Source organism: Acinetobacter sp. SCLZS86 (genome assembly GCF_021560715.1).
GTDB classification, from domain to species: Bacteria; Pseudomonadota; Gammaproteobacteria; order Pseudomonadales; family Moraxellaceae; genus Acinetobacter; species Acinetobacter towneri_A.
This window is the reverse complement of sequence record NZ_CP090864.1, coordinates 1,314,725-1,331,722: the sequence shown is the minus strand read 5'-3', so window position 1 is coordinate 1,331,722 and position 16,998 is coordinate 1,314,725. Positions and strand designations below refer to the sequence as shown.

The following is a 16,998-nucleotide window of genomic DNA, read 5'->3' as shown; positions in this document are numbered from 1 at the left end:
GATTAAGCACTCTTGGTTGATGAGATAAATGAAGCATCAGTTTAAATTTAATCCTTTAGCGACTGCGGTCTTAACTCTGTTATGTGGTCACTCTGTTTCCAGCTATGCGCAGACCACAGATCAGACTTCATCTGTCACAAATCTCAATAACCAGCAGCTTAAGCACACCATTCAAGAAGCTTATCCTGGGCAGCAGTTCTTTGAGCAATATTATGTTGATAAAGCCGCACCTGAAGCACAACAATTTGGTCACAGCCAAAGTTCTGCCTATTGTGAAGGCGCATGGCTAACGCCGATTAGCTCAGGTACTGTTGCGGTAGATGCTGCAAATGCAACTTCTACAGTGACTGCCGATTATGGTCACTATGATCCAAATGGCGATTCAGTCTTAGAAGGCAACGTGGTGATTGACCAAGAAGGTCGTCAAATTCGTGCCGATAAAATTACCATTGATCAAACTCAGACCTTTGCCAAAGCCGAAGGTCGGGTACAAATGGCGCAAGCGGGTTTACTGGCGCAAAGTGATGAAATTAATTACAACCTGAAAACCCAGCAAGGTGACTTAAACAACAGTTTCTATATTGCCGAAGAACAACATGCTCACGGCATGGCCGAAAAAATTGCACGTACCTCAACCAATACTATGGTGCTGAATAATGCCACTTATAGTACCTGTCCACCTGAACAAGCCCCGACTTGGAAAATTCAAGCCAATGAAATTAAGCTGAATCAGGAAACGGGACGCGGTGAAACACGTGGCACCAAATTGTATGTAAAAAATGTACCTGTCATGGCTGTACCCTACTTCAACTTTCCGATTGATGACCGCCGCACCACAGGTATTTTGACACCTAGTTTTGGCTTTACCAATGATGGTGGCGTCGAGCTATCTGTACCTGTGTATTTAAACCTTGCACCGAATTACGATGCTACCGTTAGCCCGCGTTATATTGCCGATCGTGGCGCGATGCTAGAAGGTGAATTCCGATATTTAACTGAAAATTTTGGCTCAGGTAAAATTTGGGGTGGTTATTTGGCATCGGATGCTAAATATGATGACCAAGACCGTAAAGACTTGCACTTTTTACACAACTGGCAAATCAACGATCAATTTTCAACCAATCTTGAATATAACTACGCCTCGGACAAAGACTACTTTGCCGATTTAAATAACAACCCGAACTCTAAAACCGACCTGAATTTACGTCGTGCTTGGGAACTTAACTATCGTAAAGGCATTCCAGGTTTAAAAGCACAGCTCAAAGTTGAAGATTTCCAAACCCTTGATCCATCTATTGCCTATGAAAAACGCCCTTATGCACGTTTACCACAATTTTTATTGAACTATAAAACAGGTAATCCTCAAGGTTTCCAAGTCGAATTTAATAACGACACGGCTTACTTCAAAAAAGACATTGGCGCATTGGAAGTAGGCGAACCTAGTGGTACGCGTATTTATAATGACGTTGCAGTGCGTTACAACTACCGTAATCCGTGGTCATTTGTAATTCCTGAAGTATCGTTACGCAACATCAACACCTTCTATGACAAAGACACTCGAAATGCGTTGAATCAATACAACTCATCTAGTGAAAGTGAGTCGGTTACTGTGCCACAATTTACATTGGACACAGGGATTACCTTTGAAAAAGATGGTCGCTTCCTACAAACCATCACCCCGCGTGCGTTCTATGCCTATGCACCGTATAAAAATCAAAATGACCACCCGAACTTTGACTCTGCAACAGCTTCTATTAATTATGACCAGTTGTTCAGCCCAAACCGTTTCTATGGTCATGACCGCTTAGAAGATAACAATTTCCTGTCTTTGGGTTTAAGCTATAGCCTGTTTGATGAAATTGGTTTAGAACGTATTAAGGCAGGCATTGGTCAAAGTTTCTATTTTGAAGACCGCCGTGTCACACTAGAAAATACCAGCGATGATTTTGACACGCAAAGCCGTACAGGGCCAATTGTCAGCCTCACCAGCCAATTAAGCCAAAATCTCAGCATCGGTGCCAATGCTGCTTGGATGTCTAATGGCGACAATGCTCAGCGTAATGTAAATCTGCTTTACGCTGGCGAACAGGGTAACTTATATAACTTTGGTTATATTAACCGTCGTTATATTCCAAACCGTCAAGATCATTATGATCAAGTCGTGGCATCGTTTATTCAGCCTATTCACAACAACTGGCGTATTTTAGGTCATGCACAATATGACCTAGACAACAGCGTTGCGCGTGAATATTTGCTGGGTGTGAACTATGAGTCGTGCTGTTGGGGCATCTCAGTCTATGGTCGCTCTTACTATAACGATTTAGATGATGTTACCGATGCAGGTGTAAAACCAAAACGTGCCATTATGGCGGAATTAAATTTGAAAGGTTTAGGCGGTTTCAATAATAAACTTGCATCTTTGCTTGAAAACCGTATTTTAGGTTTTAATAAAATTAATCAATCTTGGACACAACGTTAATGAAGACAGAACAGTTAAAACGATTTTTAAAAGCATCAACCTTAGCACTTTGCATGGCTGTTAGCCTGCCTGCATTTGCTGCGAATGATCAAATTGTGGCTGTAGTTGACAATAGTGTAATTTTAAAAAGTGATTTAGCGCAAAGCGTGGTTGAACTCAAACAACAACTGGAAATGCAAAAGCGCCCTGTTCCACCGCAACACATTTTAGAACAACAAGCTTTAGAGCAACTGATTGTACGCCAAGCACAATTAGAACAAGTCAAACGCTATAATATTAAAGCCGATGAAAAATCCCTGAATGAAGCAGTTTTAAAAGTTGCACAGCAAAATGGAAGCAATAGCCTAGAAGCTTTTCAGCAAAAATTAGACAAATCATCTCCAGGCAGTTATGCATTTTTACGTAACCGTATTGCTGAAGATTTAGCAATCAATCGCTTACGTCAACAAGTCGTAATGTCACGTATTCAAATTAGCGACCAAGATGTTGATAACTTTCTGAAAACCCCACAAGGTCAGGCCGCTTTAGGCAACCAAGTCCATATTTTGCATGTGCGTGTTTCAGGAAAAGAAAATGCAGCTCAGGTTGCGCAACAAGTCAAAGCTGAACTGGCGCAGAACAATGACATTCAAGCCATCAGTAAAAAATATACAGGCAACGGCATAACCGTTCAGTCTGCAGACATGGGCTTACGTAACTTGACCGATATTCCTGCAGAACTTGCTGCACGTATTACGCCATTAGATGTGGGGCAAACCAGTGAATTGATTGAAGTCCGTGATGGTATTCATGTCGTAAAATTACTGGAACGCAAAAGTACTGAGCAACGTGCACTAGTTCCACAATACCAAACTCGACATATCTTGATTCAGCCAAGTGAAGTAGTAAGCCCTGAAAATGCTAAACACATGATTGACAGCATTTACAACCGCTTAAAAGCAGGTGAAGATTTTGCAACCTTAGCAGCGACCTTCTCTAACGATGCAGGCTCTGCACGTGATGGTGGCAGTCTAGGTTGGGTTAATCCTGGGGTGATGGTACCTGAATTTGAAAACCAAATGAAAAACACCGCCAAAGGCGAAATTAGCGCACCATTCCAGACTCAGTTTGGCTGGCATGTATTGCAAGTCACCGATACACGTCAACAAGATATGACACGTGAATACCAAGAACGTATGGCACGTCAAATACTAGGTGAACGTCAATTTGATACTGAACTAGACAGCTGGTTACGTGAAACACGGAACAATGCTTTTGTAGAAATCAAAGACCCAAGCTTAGACCGCAAGAAAAACTAAGCTTAAGTTTTCTGCTATTTCTAAGATTAAAACCAGTGTTGCTACACTGGTTTTTTTATGCTTTTCTAACATGTGCACCGCATCTTATTTACTACTCAAATATGACTTTGATAAAAACCATAGACATAAAAAAACCTCTCATTTCGAGAGGTTTTTTTAAGAAGATCAATTAATGGTTGTTATCGTCTTCTGAAGATTCTTCAAATTTAGAATCGTTGTCAAAGCCACCTGTTGCTTGACCGCCACCGAAGCCACCTTGACCACCGAAGCCACCTTGACCACCAAAGCCACCTTGACCACCGAAGCCGCCGCCTTGACCACCGAAGCCACCTTGACCGCCGAAGCCGCTACCTTGACCACCGAAGCCGCCTTGACCGCCGAAGCCACCACTTTGACCACCGAAGCCACCACTTTGACCACCGAAGCCACCACCTTGACCACCGAAGCCTGCGCTTTGACCGCCTGCTGGAGCACCCGCTGGACGTGGGTTACGTGCAGGAACAACTGTAGAAATTGCGTGTTTGTAAACCATTTGGCTTACTGTGTTTTTCAATAAAACAACATATTGGTCAAAAGATTCAATATGACCTTGTAGTTTAATACCGTTCACAAGGAAGATGGAAACAGGAATACGTTCTTTACGGAGAGAATTTAAGAACGGATCTTGTAAAGTTTGACCTTTAGACATGTTATAACTCCAAAAATAATTAAAAATCAGCGCAAAAACTATCTTTATTTTTCAATTAAAAATTATAAAAAAGACAGTAGGTAAATTTTGCTTTATCCGTACCAGTTTCGCAAGTCTTCTTGAGCCTGCTTTATCGTAAAATATGTGTGAAATTTATGCGATTCTTGCAACGATCTGAGCCAAGTATATTGACGTTTCGCAAGTTGTCGTGTTGCGAATAGCGCCTTATCCTCCATTTCCTGCATTTTTTCGTGACTTTCATCACCTTTTTGCAAAAACTCTAAAGCTTGACGATAACCGACAGAGCGCATGGAAGGTAAATTTGCATCTAAATCGTATTTTTCAATAAGATGACGCACCTCATTCAAAAAACCCATTTCCCACATAATCTTTAAGCGTTTTTCAATACGCTGATGTAATTCTAACCGATCAGGCATCAAAGCGTGGTTATGAAAAGTGTAACGATATGGTACATTTTTAGGTTGTTCCGCTTGCAGTTGGGTAATTGGTGTACCTGTTAATTTGTAAACTTCTAGTGCGCGAATAATACGTTGCTTATCTGAAACTTTAAATTTTTTACCCGCCAATGCATCTGCCGCACATAATTCTGCATAGACGGCTTCCCAACCTTCACGTGCAGCTTTTTCTTCAATTTCAGCACGCACGTCGTAATTTGCACTGGGTAAATTTGAAGATAGTCCTTCAAGCAATGCCTTAAAATACAGCATGGTTCCGCCCACTAAAATTGGGGTTTTTCCACGTGCGTGCATATCGTCAATCAAAGCGCAGGCATCTTCGACAAATTGTGCAGCAGAATACACTTCAAGCGGGCTGATAATATCAATCAAGTGGTGCGGATAGCGCGCCTGTTCCGCTTTGGTCGGTTTGGCTGTACCAATATCCATATCTCGATAAACTAGCGCAGAATCGACTGAAATCAGCTCAAAACGCCCCAGTTCATACAACTCACATGCCAAAGCAGTTTTACCGCTTGCAGTTGGTCCCATTAAATTGATGACCGGCAATTGATTTGACATGTAACGCTACTCTCCTCGAGCAAAAAGTTTATCTAGTTGTGCCAATGGAAAGGCACGCCAAGTCGGGCGACCATGATTACATTGACTGGCAAATTCGGTTTGTTCCATTTGACGCAATAAGGCATTCATTTCAGAAAGACTTAGCATCCGATGTGCCCGTACTGCGCTATGGCATGCCATTCCTGCCAAAATATGATCACGCTTTTGCAGTAAGGCTTGCGCTTCATCATTCGGGTCTAAATCATTCAGTAATTCAGGAATTAATTCAGCAAAATCTGCCTTATGCAAAATCGCAGGCACACCGCGCACGATGACTTGCTCATCGCCATATTGGTCAACATCCAAACCTAAACGTGCCAATTGTGGTTTTAAATCATCTACACGCATGGCCTGCATACGACTAATGCTGATGACTTTGGGAATGAGCAATTGCTGCGAAGTCCAAAACTCTGGTTTATCCCACGCAGCTTTCATCTGCTGTAAAACGATACGTTCATGTGCGGCATGCATATCGACAATAATCAAACCTTCGCTGTTTTGCGCCAGAATATAAATACCGTGCAATTGTGCAATCGCAATTCCAAGCGGGTGTTCATCTACAGCTGTCGTCGATTCATACGCTACGCTAGTTGAATCTTGAGAGTCGACATCACGTAAAGGTGCGAGATAGCTTTTTAAGGCATTATTCAGTTGTTTCGAGCCTTGATAACTGCCTTGCATCGCTTGGCCGTATTGCACAGTTTGCGGATGGCTACGATCAAACTCGGTAAGTAGATCACTACCCGATGCTGTATTGGATACCTGATCTGCATCTACCCTTTGTTCATACGGATTCAGAGGGTTGGTCTGCACAGATTTGTGCAGCAAAAATTGTTCCTGATAACGCGGTTGCACCACATAAGGCGCAGCTTGTTCGATAGGATCGGCTTTCATGGCTGTGGCTAAATCTGCTGTTGCAGTCTGAAATTGCGCCAAGGTTTCTTTGGCATAATGTCGTACAAACTCATGCACTTCCCGCTGATTTAAAAAGCGAATTTCATGCTTGGTCGGATGCACATTGACATCAATATTTTCAGGCTCAACTTCTAAAAACAGCAAATACGCGGCATGTTGATGTCCATGTAAAATACCTTCGTATGCCATACGCAACGCATGCGAGATAGTCTTGTCTTTTACAATACGTCCATTTACATATACATACTGCAGATCGGCTTGTGTACGTGCATCGGAAGGGTGTCCCAACCAACCCGATAAGCGCATGGTGACACTGTCAGCATCAATCCAATAAGCATTTTCAACAAAGTTTCGCCCTAAAAGTTGCTGCACGCGCTGAAAACGCAATTCGCCACTATCTGCAATGGGTAGATTCAGTTTAATGCTGTCGTTGTGTTCTAAAACAAACCGAATATCAAAATGCGTGAGCGCCAAACGACGGACAATTTCTTCAATATGCCCAAATTCTGTACCTGCTTTTTTCAGAAACTTACGACGTGCAGGCACATTAAAAAATAAATCCTGTACCCGTATATGCGTGCCTTTTGGTGCAGCGACAGCTTGAATTTGTTGATGATCAAAAGCAGTACCATTGACTTCAACCTGATAGCCTACACCATCTTCAGTTTGGCTACTGACCAAAGTCAAACGCGATACTGCTGCAATTGATGCCAGTGCTTCACCACGAAAGCCTAAACTAACGATGGCATGTAAATCATCGGACGTTTGAATTTTACTGGTCGCGTGACGAGTCACCGCCAAAGGCAAATCTTCAGCATGAATGCCAAGACCATTATCAATAATTTCAATGAGTGTACTACCGCCTTGAGCCACACGAATAATCAACTCGGTTGCCCCTGCGTCTATCGAGTTTTCGAGTAACTCTTTGACCACAGAGGCAGGACGCTCAATCACTTCACCCGCAGCAATTTGGTTGGCTAAGGCAGGTTCAAGCGTGTGGATCCGACGTAGATTTAACACATCATTAGGCATGATTAAATTCTTGCTCCAAAGCTTGTTGTAATTCAGCCGAAGATGAAGTTAGCGTGGCGGTACGGCTGAATTCATCTTCCGATTTTTTAATTGCAATGATCAGATCTGCAGGTGGAATTTCATCACCACCTTTTGATGGCCATTCAAATAAAAACAAGGCATTTGGGGTTTCTAAATAATCACGGATGCCCATGAGCTCTAATTCATAAGGATCATTTAAGCGATATAAGTCAAAATGAAAAATATCTTGTCCCTGAATTTGATAAGGTTCTACCAAAGTGTAAGTCGGGCTTTTAACCGCACCTTGATGCCCCAAATGCTGTAGAAAATAACGCGATAAAGTGGTTTTTCCTGCACCTAAATCACCAATTAAATAAATCACACCTGAACGAAAATGCGTTGCCAAAACTTGCGCCAGATTTTGGGTATCTTGCTCATTATTTAAAGCCAAATTAAATGAATACTGCATAACGCTCACGACATGATTCAAAAGACCAATTATGATAGCATCGCACTGCTTTAAAGCCTATGTACTGATGAATAAAACTGTGTAAATGTGGACAATTTATAACAGGTTGAGACAAGGCAATGAATCAATATTATTCAGCTTAGCACCCAAGCCGCTTAGGCTATTTTCAATATGATGAAAAAGAAACTCTCCCACCTGAATATGAGCAATTTGTAGATGACGTCGACTCATTCCAACACCTTTGTTCCACCCATGCTCGATGGTGTGAGCGCCAGCAAATTACATTTACCCAAATTAAGCACACAACCTGACTCAATTTTTCATTATTTATGTATCCAGTTTGCGCATATTTCTATACAGGAATGGCTGCAACGCTTTGAGGATGGTCTGGTTTATGATGCCGAAGGAAAGCGTTTAGATTTAGATACACCTTATAGCGCACATCAGGATATTTTTTATTATCGTTTTTTAGCGCATGAAGTTTCCGTGCCTTTTCAGCATCAAGTTTTATTTGAAAATGAACACTTATTGGTTGTAGATAAACCACATTTTTTGACCATGAGCCCTACAGGGCAATATGTACAAGAAACCCTATTAGTACGCTTAAAAAAACAAACACAGAATGAGCAGCTCACACCTATTCATCGTTTAGACCGCGAAACTGCGGGTGTGGTGCTGTTTTCCAAACAACCAGAAACTCGGGCGGTGTATCAGCAATTATTTGCAGAACGTCAGGTGCAAAAAACCTACCATGCCATTGCGCCTTATCAAGCTAATTTGTCACTACCATGTACTGTGCAATTACGCATGGAAAAAGGTGAACCTTTTTATTTGATGCACGTCGTGGCAGGCACACCTAACAGCGAAACAGAAATTCGTTTGCTTGAACATAATCAAACATGGGCAAAATATGAATTAAAGCCTACAACAGGCAAGCAGCACCAACTGCGTGTGCATTTAAATAGCTTAGGTATTGCGATTAAGAACGACCCGTTTTATCCCATTTTACAGCACAAACAAGCAGATGATTTTTCTGCACCGCTACAATTGCTTGCCAAGCATTTAAGTTTTTTTGACCCGATTAGCCAGCAACAATTCCACTTTAGCGCACAGCAAGAATTGACATTGTAATATGTTTGTCATTACAAAATAGTAGATTTTCGTTGTAGTCATATTGAAATTACAAATGAATTGTTTACAATATTGCTAAAATTTAAATCTATTTCCTTCTATTAAAAATTATGAGAAAAACTGAAGTCTACCAAGTACGCTTGGACTCTCAAGAGAAAAAACAGGCCTTTGCTGTGTTTAAACAGTTGGGGATTACGCCTGCACAAGCAGTACGTTTGTTTTTTAAGCAAGTCGTGCTGACTAAATCAATCCCCTTTTCAATTGAAAATCAAAATATTAATCTGGAACAATTGATTAAGTTACGCAAATTAAAGCAAGAGCAAAAAGCAACGCTAGTGGATGTAAATCCAAGCAATGAAGCAGCTGTAACTGGCAATAATAGTGTGGAAGATTTTGAACTCGATGATGAACATTTAGACTTGTTTGATGAACTCAATGCTATTTTGGGTGAAACTGACAAAAATTAACAGTGTTGCATTTTTAAACAATTCTTTAAAAATTTACTTTAAAAACTTAGCTATGCTTCATGCAAGGACAATGAAAAAGCATGGAGTATCGTAATGATTGTAAAACGCGCCACTTTAGAAGACTTAGACCAACTTGCTGTATTGTTCGATGAGTATCGTCAGTTTTATGGTGCATCCTCGAATCTAAACCTTTCAGCAGCATTCTTAAAACAGCGTTTTGAAAATCAAGAAAGTGTGATTTTCATTCATATCAAAGATCAAAAAATTACTGGATTTGTATTGCTTTATTTAGGTTTTTCTTCAGTTGCCTGTTCGACCTACTATATTTTAGATGATGTTTATGTCACCCCTGTTTTTAGACGACAAGGCTCGGCCAAACAACTCATTGATACTGCGATTTTATTTGCACGACATGAAAATGCGCTGCGCATTAGCCTTGAAACACAAAAAAGTAATTACCAATCCCACCAATTGTATGAAAAGATGGGCTTTGTCAAAGATGATGAATTCCAAACTTATCACTGTTTTTTAAAATAGTCACCTGACCTAACGATTGCGGCTTTAGACAAAGGGTTTAAATTTAATCTGACGTAAGCCATTGATCATAAGCTATTGATAAAAATTCAGCAGAAATTCATTTATTCCATACGACTTTTTGCAAACTCGACTTGTTCAGGACTTAAATACATCCATTCACCCACATCTAAAGCCAAATCATTCAAGTTTAATGCACCGACTTGTTGACGATGTAATTGTTCTACTTTATTGCCCACCGCTGCCATCATACGTTTAACTTGGTGATAAATGCCTTGATGAATAGTCATCTGCAATTCATGTTCTGCAAGCTGTTGTACCTCTGTTGCAGCAAATATCCCAGATTCATTGCGCAATGCGACGCCCTGCTCAAGTTGCTGAATTTGTGTTGCATTAATCGGGTCTGCGGTGTGCATAGCATATACTTTTGCTACGTGTTTTTTAGGATGGGTCAATGCTTGTAGAAACTGCCCATCATCCGTCAGCAATAACAGCCCTGTTGTATCCTGATCTAAACGTCCGACACACTGCAAACCGCGATTCAGCAATACATCATCAAACAAGTCAAACACACTAAAATGATGGGTCGCCTGATGCGAACACTCATAGCCTTGTGGTTTATGTAAGGCGATATAGACCTTTTCGCGATATTGATAATTTTGCCCATACACCGAGAATTGCAAAACCGTTTCAGGTGCAATTTTTATTGTGAATTTAGGATTGGTTTGGGTTTCGCCCATGATGGTGACCACACCATTTTTAATGAGTTGCTGGCAATGTTTACGTGATCCAAAGCCTTGTGATTGCAACATTTTTTCCAACAACATGATGAGCGACCTAATGATAAAAAGTATAAGTACATTTGCTGTAGCTATTCTAAACCAAATACATCGTAAATTCTGAGCACATTGCGTACATTGCCCGTTTGCAATTGAAAACCGTTACAATAACTGCACTTTTCCAATTTATTTCCCCTTTTATGGATCACAATGCTCTCTCAATTAGACCTTAACCTAATGGTGCTGATCGTCCTACTCGCTTGCGGTGTTTTCAGCCAAAATACTGCTGTGACCATTGCCTCAGCAGTATTGATTGTTTTTAGAATTACCCCGCTCAGTGAATTTTTCCCACTCTTGCAACAGCATGGCTTAAATCTGGGCATTATCATTCTAACCATTGGTGTACTGACACCCATTGCCAGTGGCAAGCTTCCAGGTGAAGCAATTCTAAAATCATTCCTGAGTTGGAAGTCTTTACTAGCGATTGCAATTGGTGTTTTTGTGGCATGGTTAGGCGGGCGTGGAGTAAAACTCATGACCAATCAACCTGATGTGGTGGCAGGCTTATTAATTGGTACAGTCACAGGTGTTGCTGTGCTACGTGGTGTGCCTGTCGGCCCACTGATTGCTGCAGGGATTCTCACCTTGTTTATTGGCTATTCTTAACATTGATTTAGGGTCGCTCGGTTTAGATGGTTTTGCTTGAATTCATCGTCTTGTATCAACCAATTTCAATAAAAACCATCCAAATCTAAGCCACTTTGCGAAACAAGATAGATGTTAATATCATTCCCATTGCAGATAAAACGGCCATTAAAATACCAACCCAAAGCCATGTTCCTGTGGCAGATACGATAGCTGCGACCACAGGCGGCAATAAAAATTGTGAAATTGCCGAGCACTGCAACACCAAACCTACGGTGGTACTAATCGCAATCGGTTGTGGTGCAAAATTAAGTACTTGCGCAAATACCACAGCTGCGACTAAACCACCAAATAAAGAGAAATGGATGACCAATAAAAACTGCACAATGAATGGTAAAACATCACGCAAAATATAAAAACTCAGTGCGCATAGCATCAATACCGCAAAACCCATTTGCATCAACACTTGCGCTCTCAGCCCACGCTGTAATAACAACCCACATACAAACGTACCCACCGCATTTGCCATTGCAACCATAGCTGTGAGCACACCTGCGGTTTGTAAAGATATTTGATATTGCTGATAAATGGTCGGCAAAAAACCCACCAAACTGAACCACTGCCCTGCATAAACACCAAAAACCAAAGCCAATATCCATGCGGGTGGATGGCTCAAAGTGCTTTTAATCAGTTCAAAGATGGCAATGGCTTGCGTGCTGATCTGCACACTCGGTACGGCTTTATAAATGATGATTGCGAGCGCAAAGGATAACAATCCAAAACACATCCACACGCCTTGCCAATCCAAGATGGTCAGTAAAAACGGCGTACTTAGTAAACCAATACCCATCCCGCCGCCCATATAGGCACTCCACAGCCCCATTTTGGCAGGCAACTGCTCCACTGCAACCAGTTGACGAATAAATGCAGGGCCGCTGAGTGTAATCAGTAAAAAGCCAAAACCTTCAATTACACGCAGACTTAATAGTGCGGAAAAGCTATGTACAAAACCACCGACAAAACTTGCACCTGCCAATAAAGACAAACCCAAAAGTACACAGCGTTTTAAGCCAATTTTTGCGGTATAACTGCCTAGCAACAACGCCAAAGTCATGCCTGCAGCTTGTACTAAAGACAGCAAAAAGCCTGCCTGAACCAGACTAATTCCGAGTTCAGCTTGAAGGATAGGCACAATCGGTGGCAATTTGCCAATATGCAATGCTGCCATAAAACCCGTAGCAACAATCCATAAATCCTTTGTCAGCCTACATAGCGAACTCACAGCGCTCTACCATAATTGTCGCAAGGCAAGCTTAGCAAGAACATCTCACTGATTTTAATCAAGATTTAGATGAGCTTAGTGTTTTTAGCAATTAATCAGCATCCTCTTTAAAATGCTGATTGTGCAATTTTTAACTCGAATAATACTGCGTACGTTTTTGGGAAAATTTCTCCAATTGCTTCAAAAAGCCTTCAAAATAACTCTTTTCTTTTTCTTCGCTACGATAACCCGCATACAAAGTACGACGTAATCCTCCCGCAGCAACACAATCTAAACGACGTGAAGTCACCCAGCCTTTTTGCTCATATTCATTCACCACCCAATCTGGCAATGCACCAATCCCTCGCCCACTCGCCACCAGTTGAATCAACATTTGGGTTAAATCTGTGGTGCGAATGGCTTTAGGCTGAATATTGGCTGGAATGAATAGTTTAGACATAATATCTAAACGATGCTTATCGACAGGATAAGTAATCAGGGTTTCTTCTGCCAACTCCTGTACGGTAATGCCCTCAGCACGTACGAAAGGATGAGTATTTGACAACACCAAACGCGACTCATATTCAAAAATTGGAAAATATTCGATACCTTTTAAAGCAATCGGATCTGCAGTAATCAATAAATCAAATTCTGCGGTTTGCAATAATTCATGCGGATTGGCCTCAAAACCTGAAGCAAAATCTAAGTCTACATCTGGGTATTGCTGTCGATATTGATTCAGTAGCGGCATCAACCAGTCAAAACAACTGTGACATTCCGAAGAAAAAATAATTCGCCCCGTTTGCCCATGCACAATGCGGGTAATATCGGTTTGGGTAATTTGAATTTGTGGCAAGACATCGTCCGCCAGTTTCAATAAACGCTGCCCGACATTGGAAAATGTCACAGGGCGACTACGGCGATTCACCACTTCTACACCATACCAATGATCTAACTCTTTGAGTTGATGAGAAATAGCAGATGGCGTTAGACATAAATCATTGGCTGCAGCAACCAAAGAACCATGTTCTCGCAGGGCTGACAGCGTTTTTAAGTGGCGAATTTCAAGCATTGCTTGTTCCTAGTTTTCAACTTATTGACTACATGTTTAGACCTAGGTCGTATTTTTATTTTGCCAAATAAAGAAACAAAGCCAAACATGATTCAATTTAATAATGAATTAATTTAATCTTAGCATGTAAATAATGAGTTTTCTTCATCTTAGTTTTTATTCGATGATATTTACTACGAAATCAATACAATTCCATAAGAATAATATGGCTTTCAGCAAGCATGTTTTAGGCTCCCAACGTGCAGAGCCAAACTAGAATTGAAATTCTTAACCCAAGCCTCGCTTACTCCGACAACTTCTCTCCGCAATGCGGGCAGTATTTATAAGGCTCTTGTTCTAAACGCAGCTCTTCTTCACGACGCTCACGAATTAACTGCAATAAAATATCTTGGGTTTGCTCAGTGGTTAAACCGACTTGTTTGCGTAAATCTTCAATTTTTTCTTGATCATTTAACAGATCAATCTCACTATTTTGCAATAGCTCTCTAAATTTCAACCCTAAATGCTGCTTACGTTGTTCAAGTTCGTTGGCTAAACCTGTGGCTAAAATACCTGCAGGCAATGCTGCCAAGCCGACACCCAATACCGTAATTAACGCACCTAAAATTCTGCCCCAAGAGGTAATTGGTGTGACATCGCCATAACCGACTGTGGTTAAAGTCACCACTGCCCACCACATCGAAGCGGGAATTGAGCTAAAGGCTTCAGGCTGTGCCTTGCTTTCCACGACATAGACACCTGCGGCAGACATCACAATCATAATAGAGAGAATAAAAATAACTGCCTGAAATGATCCTTTTTCCCGTTCGATCACTCTTAATAAAATTTGCAATGATACAAAGTAACGTGTCAGTTTTAACAAACGCAGCAAACGTAAAATTCTTAGGAACCGTAAATCTAGATGCACAAAGAAGTTAATATAAGCAGGTAGAATCGCCAACAAATCTATAATTGCCCCACCGCTGGTAAGCCATTTTACACGCTGTTTCCACGGCGAAATAAACGGGTCTTTTTCGGCAATACTCCAAATCCGCAGCAAATATTCAAGCGTAAACACTGCAATGGAAAAGTTTTCAAAATAGTCAAAAAATACCTGATAGGCAAGATAGACATCAATCACCGACTCTAAAATAACCGCACTGGCATTGCCTAAAATCAGTAAAATTAAAAAATAGTTAATGCAACGACTAAACCATGTTTCATAGTCATCGTCGTGTAAGTTGTTATAGACAAATTTTCGTAAGGTGTACCACGGTGTAAATGCCATACCGAATATTATATTTTAAGGCTTACAGTGATGGCAGTTTAACCGAAGTTTTTCTCAAAACGATAGTATTTTATGTGACGTTAAGCGGGCATTTTTAATGCAGAATTGCAGTATAAGTCATCATTATCCAAATGACTAAACTACTGAATAAACAGCAATGCTAAACGCACCTGATCATAGCCCATGCGTGGACTAGTCGCTTCAACAATCGGGCGCAGTTTAATTACGCCATCATCGCTGAAGTGCTCTGCATTTTGACGCTTCATTAATCGCTTATAAATTTTACGGACCTCTTCCACCACTTCTTCACCTGGATGTGCCACTGAAATATCCAGATTTTGTTCTTTTTGCAAACGTGCCAAATGGTTGATAATAGTTGCAGGAGTTAAACCTCGCTCTACTGCAATATCCTGAATATCATAACCTTCTTCAAATAAAGCGCGGGTTTCATCTAACGTGGCAGTCGCATAATTGGTTTTTCCACCTTTGGCAATTTTCTTTTCATTGCGCAAAATTTCGGTTTCGTTCAACGTGCCACCACAGTGACGAATAAATGCATTATGTTGTGGTGTTAAATCCATCAGCTCATAGTGCGTTTCAGCTTCTTCAGACAATTCCTGAAAACGGCGGTCAGCCTTAATCGCTAAACTGTCGAGTTCCAAAGCTTGGCTATTAAATCCCAATAAACGCAAACCGCTTAACGATTTTAAACGTGACAAAGCCACATAACCCTGCCCTTTTTCAAAAGTATGGCTAAGATTAATTTCAGCAGCTTCTAAAGTCATGCCTTGTGATTTGTGGATGGTAATCGCCCATGCCAAACGCAGTGGAATCTGTTGAAAACTGGCAATGGTTTTACCTGCATCATTCTCCACCGACCAAGTTTCAGGCTCGACCAGTAATACCGTGCCATCAGTCAATTTTACTTTAGGCAAAATACCGTGATCATCATCTTCTTCGAAGCCAATTACTTCGCCCAAGCTGCCGTTGATATACCCCATATCGAAGTTATTTTTAACAAACATTACTTTGGCATGTTTTTTTAGATTTAAAATTTCAGGCGCACGTACCGATGATTTTAGAGTCTCAATCAACTTTTCATTGCCATCACACACGGCATCAAACTGCTTGCTCTCAGTTTCAATTTCATTGAGATGCTTCAAGTTGATATTGTCTACGTCCATATTGTGCGTATATAATCGCGTGAAAGTGTCGCCAATATCTTGATGGCGCGTTTGTTCCAAAGCCTGAATATGTTGATGATCAATACTTTGTGCACGAATTGCATTGAGAATGTCATTTAAATAGTCATCGCCCTGACGGTGCTGCTCGGTTAAATAACAAACTCGAAATTTAGCTTCAACCCACGTCTCTGACATAAAACAGAACTTGTCACGATTGCGCTCATCGTTTTTACCTACAGGCGGTAGCTGGAAAAAATCTCCCGCGACAATCACCTGAATACCACCAAAAGCGTCATCACTGTCTTTAAAATATTTTAAAACCTGATTGACCAAATTGAGTTGCTTAGCATGCAACATTGAAATTTCATCAATAATCAGCACTTGCGCATTTTCTAAATGTTCTTTGAGATATTTGCGCTCTTTCATATTTTTCAGGTCGGCATCGGACAAAAAATCTTTAATGCCTATGCCTGCCCATGTATGAATGGTCATGCCATTCATGTGCGTTGCTGCAATGCCTGTAGATGCCGTGATTGCCACGGGCACTTTACGCGCTTTTAAATAATTGATGTATTGATTCAGGGTATAGGTTTTACCCGCACCAGCCGAGCCTGTTAAAAAGACATTTTCGCCTGCTTTTAAAAGTTTAAGTGCAGTTTCCTGTTTCATAAGACCTATACCATGATTGAACGGCTATAGCC

16 protein-coding genes are annotated in these 16,998 nt (G+C 41.0%); 6 read left to right on the top strand and 10 right to left on the bottom strand.

Annotated elements, in window-relative coordinates; genetic code table 11:
- The first annotated feature begins 28 nt into the window (after positions 1-28).
- On the top strand, positions 29-2,479 hold the full coding sequence (locus LZP46_RS06290) for an LPS-assembly protein LptD (RefSeq protein ID WP_236095026.1): 2,451 nt from the start codon (positions 29-31) through the stop codon (positions 2,477-2,479).
- On the top strand, positions 2,479-3,777 hold the full coding sequence (locus LZP46_RS06285) for a peptidylprolyl isomerase (protein WP_236095025.1): 1,299 nt from the start codon (positions 2,479-2,481) through the stop codon (positions 3,775-3,777). The genes LZP46_RS06290 and LZP46_RS06285 overlap by 1 nt, the downstream gene beginning before the upstream one ends.
- A 169-nt stretch (positions 3,778-3,946) precedes the next feature.
- On the opposite strand, the gene hfq is transcribed toward LZP46_RS06285, so the two are convergent.
- The 5 genes from hfq to LZP46_RS16305 all read right to left on the bottom strand — a co-directional run bounded on the left by hfq (position 3,947) and on the right by LZP46_RS16305 (position 8,188).
- Positions 3,947-4,465: an RNA chaperone Hfq gene (gene hfq, locus LZP46_RS06280; RefSeq protein ID WP_236095024.1), complete on the bottom strand. Its 519-nt coding sequence runs from the start codon at positions 4,463-4,465 to the stop codon at positions 3,947-3,949.
- A 92-nt stretch (positions 4,466-4,557) separates the two neighbouring features.
- A complete protein-coding gene (gene miaA, locus LZP46_RS06275) occupies positions 4,558-5,502 on the bottom strand; it encodes a tRNA (adenosine(37)-N6)-dimethylallyltransferase MiaA (RefSeq protein ID WP_236095023.1) in 945 nt (314 codons plus the stop codon).
- Positions 5,503-5,508: 6 nt separating this feature from the next.
- The gene (gene mutL, locus LZP46_RS06270) at positions 5,509-7,488 is read right to left on the bottom strand and encodes a DNA mismatch repair endonuclease MutL (RefSeq protein WP_236095022.1); all 1,980 of its coding nucleotides are present in this window, start codon (positions 7,486-7,488) and stop codon (positions 5,509-5,511) included.
- Entirely contained in the window at positions 7,481-7,957 is a 477-nt protein-coding gene (tsaE, locus tag LZP46_RS06265) for a tRNA (adenosine(37)-N6)-threonylcarbamoyltransferase complex ATPase subunit type 1 TsaE (protein ID WP_236095183.1), read from the bottom strand. Before tsaE ends, mutL begins: the two co-directional genes overlap by 8 nt.
- 96 nt (positions 7,958-8,053) lie before the next feature.
- A complete protein-coding gene (locus tag LZP46_RS16305; RefSeq protein ID WP_268920075.1) occupies positions 8,054-8,188 on the bottom strand; it encodes a hypothetical protein in 135 nt (44 codons plus the stop codon).
- On the opposite strand from LZP46_RS16305, the gene LZP46_RS06260 reads away from it, so the two are divergent.
- The 3 genes from LZP46_RS06260 (at position 8,174) to LZP46_RS06250 (ending at position 10,092) form a co-directional block, all read left to right on the top strand.
- On the top strand, positions 8,174-9,088 hold the full coding sequence (locus tag LZP46_RS06260; protein WP_236095021.1) for a pseudouridine synthase: 915 nt from the start codon (positions 8,174-8,176) through the stop codon (positions 9,086-9,088). The two genes, LZP46_RS16305 and LZP46_RS06260, sit on opposite strands and share 15 nt — an antisense overlap.
- A 110-nt stretch (positions 9,089-9,198) precedes the next feature.
- Positions 9,199-9,555 (top strand): type II toxin-antitoxin system RelB/DinJ family antitoxin, encoded by a 357-nt coding sequence (locus LZP46_RS06255; protein WP_236095020.1) that lies wholly within the window; start codon positions 9,199-9,201, stop codon positions 9,553-9,555.
- Positions 9,556-9,648: 93 nt separating this feature from the next.
- Complete coding sequence (locus LZP46_RS06250) at positions 9,649-10,092, top strand: GNAT family N-acetyltransferase (RefSeq protein ID WP_026438150.1); 444 nt, start codon at positions 9,649-9,651, stop codon at positions 10,090-10,092.
- 101 nt (positions 10,093-10,193) lie between these two features.
- Here LZP46_RS06250 and LZP46_RS06245 read toward each other — a convergent pair whose 3' ends face one another.
- Positions 10,194-10,916: a pseudouridine synthase gene (locus LZP46_RS06245; RefSeq protein ID WP_236095019.1), complete on the bottom strand. Its 723-nt coding sequence runs from the start codon at positions 10,914-10,916 to the stop codon at positions 10,194-10,196.
- A 162-nt stretch (positions 10,917-11,078) separates the two neighbouring features.
- Between LZP46_RS06245 and LZP46_RS06240 the strand changes: the two genes are divergently transcribed.
- Entirely contained in the window at positions 11,079-11,534 is a 456-nt protein-coding gene (locus LZP46_RS06240) for a DUF441 domain-containing protein (RefSeq protein WP_236095018.1), read from the top strand.
- Between the two features lie 85 nt (positions 11,535-11,619).
- Here LZP46_RS06240 and LZP46_RS06235 read toward each other — a convergent pair whose 3' ends face one another.
- The 4 genes from LZP46_RS06235 to LZP46_RS06220 all read right to left on the bottom strand — a co-directional run bounded on the left by LZP46_RS06235 (position 11,620) and on the right by LZP46_RS06220 (position 16,966).
- Positions 11,620-12,795 carry an MFS transporter gene (locus LZP46_RS06235; protein WP_236095017.1) on the bottom strand — a complete coding sequence of 392 codons (1,176 nt, stop codon included), beginning with the start codon at positions 12,793-12,795 and terminating at the stop codon, positions 11,620-11,622.
- A gap of 130 nt (positions 12,796-12,925) precedes the next feature.
- Positions 12,926-13,846: a LysR family transcriptional regulator gene (locus LZP46_RS06230; protein ID WP_236095016.1), complete on the bottom strand. Its 921-nt coding sequence runs from the start codon at positions 13,844-13,846 to the stop codon at positions 12,926-12,928.
- A gap of 283 nt (positions 13,847-14,129) precedes the next feature.
- Positions 14,130-15,113: an ion transporter gene (locus LZP46_RS06225; protein WP_236095015.1), complete on the bottom strand. Its 984-nt coding sequence runs from the start codon at positions 15,111-15,113 to the stop codon at positions 14,130-14,132.
- Positions 15,114-15,253: 140 nt separating this feature from the next.
- Positions 15,254-16,966 (bottom strand): AAA family ATPase, encoded by a 1,713-nt coding sequence (locus LZP46_RS06220; RefSeq protein WP_236095014.1) that lies wholly within the window; start codon positions 16,964-16,966, stop codon positions 15,254-15,256.
- Positions 16,967-16,998: the final 32 nt, after the last annotated feature.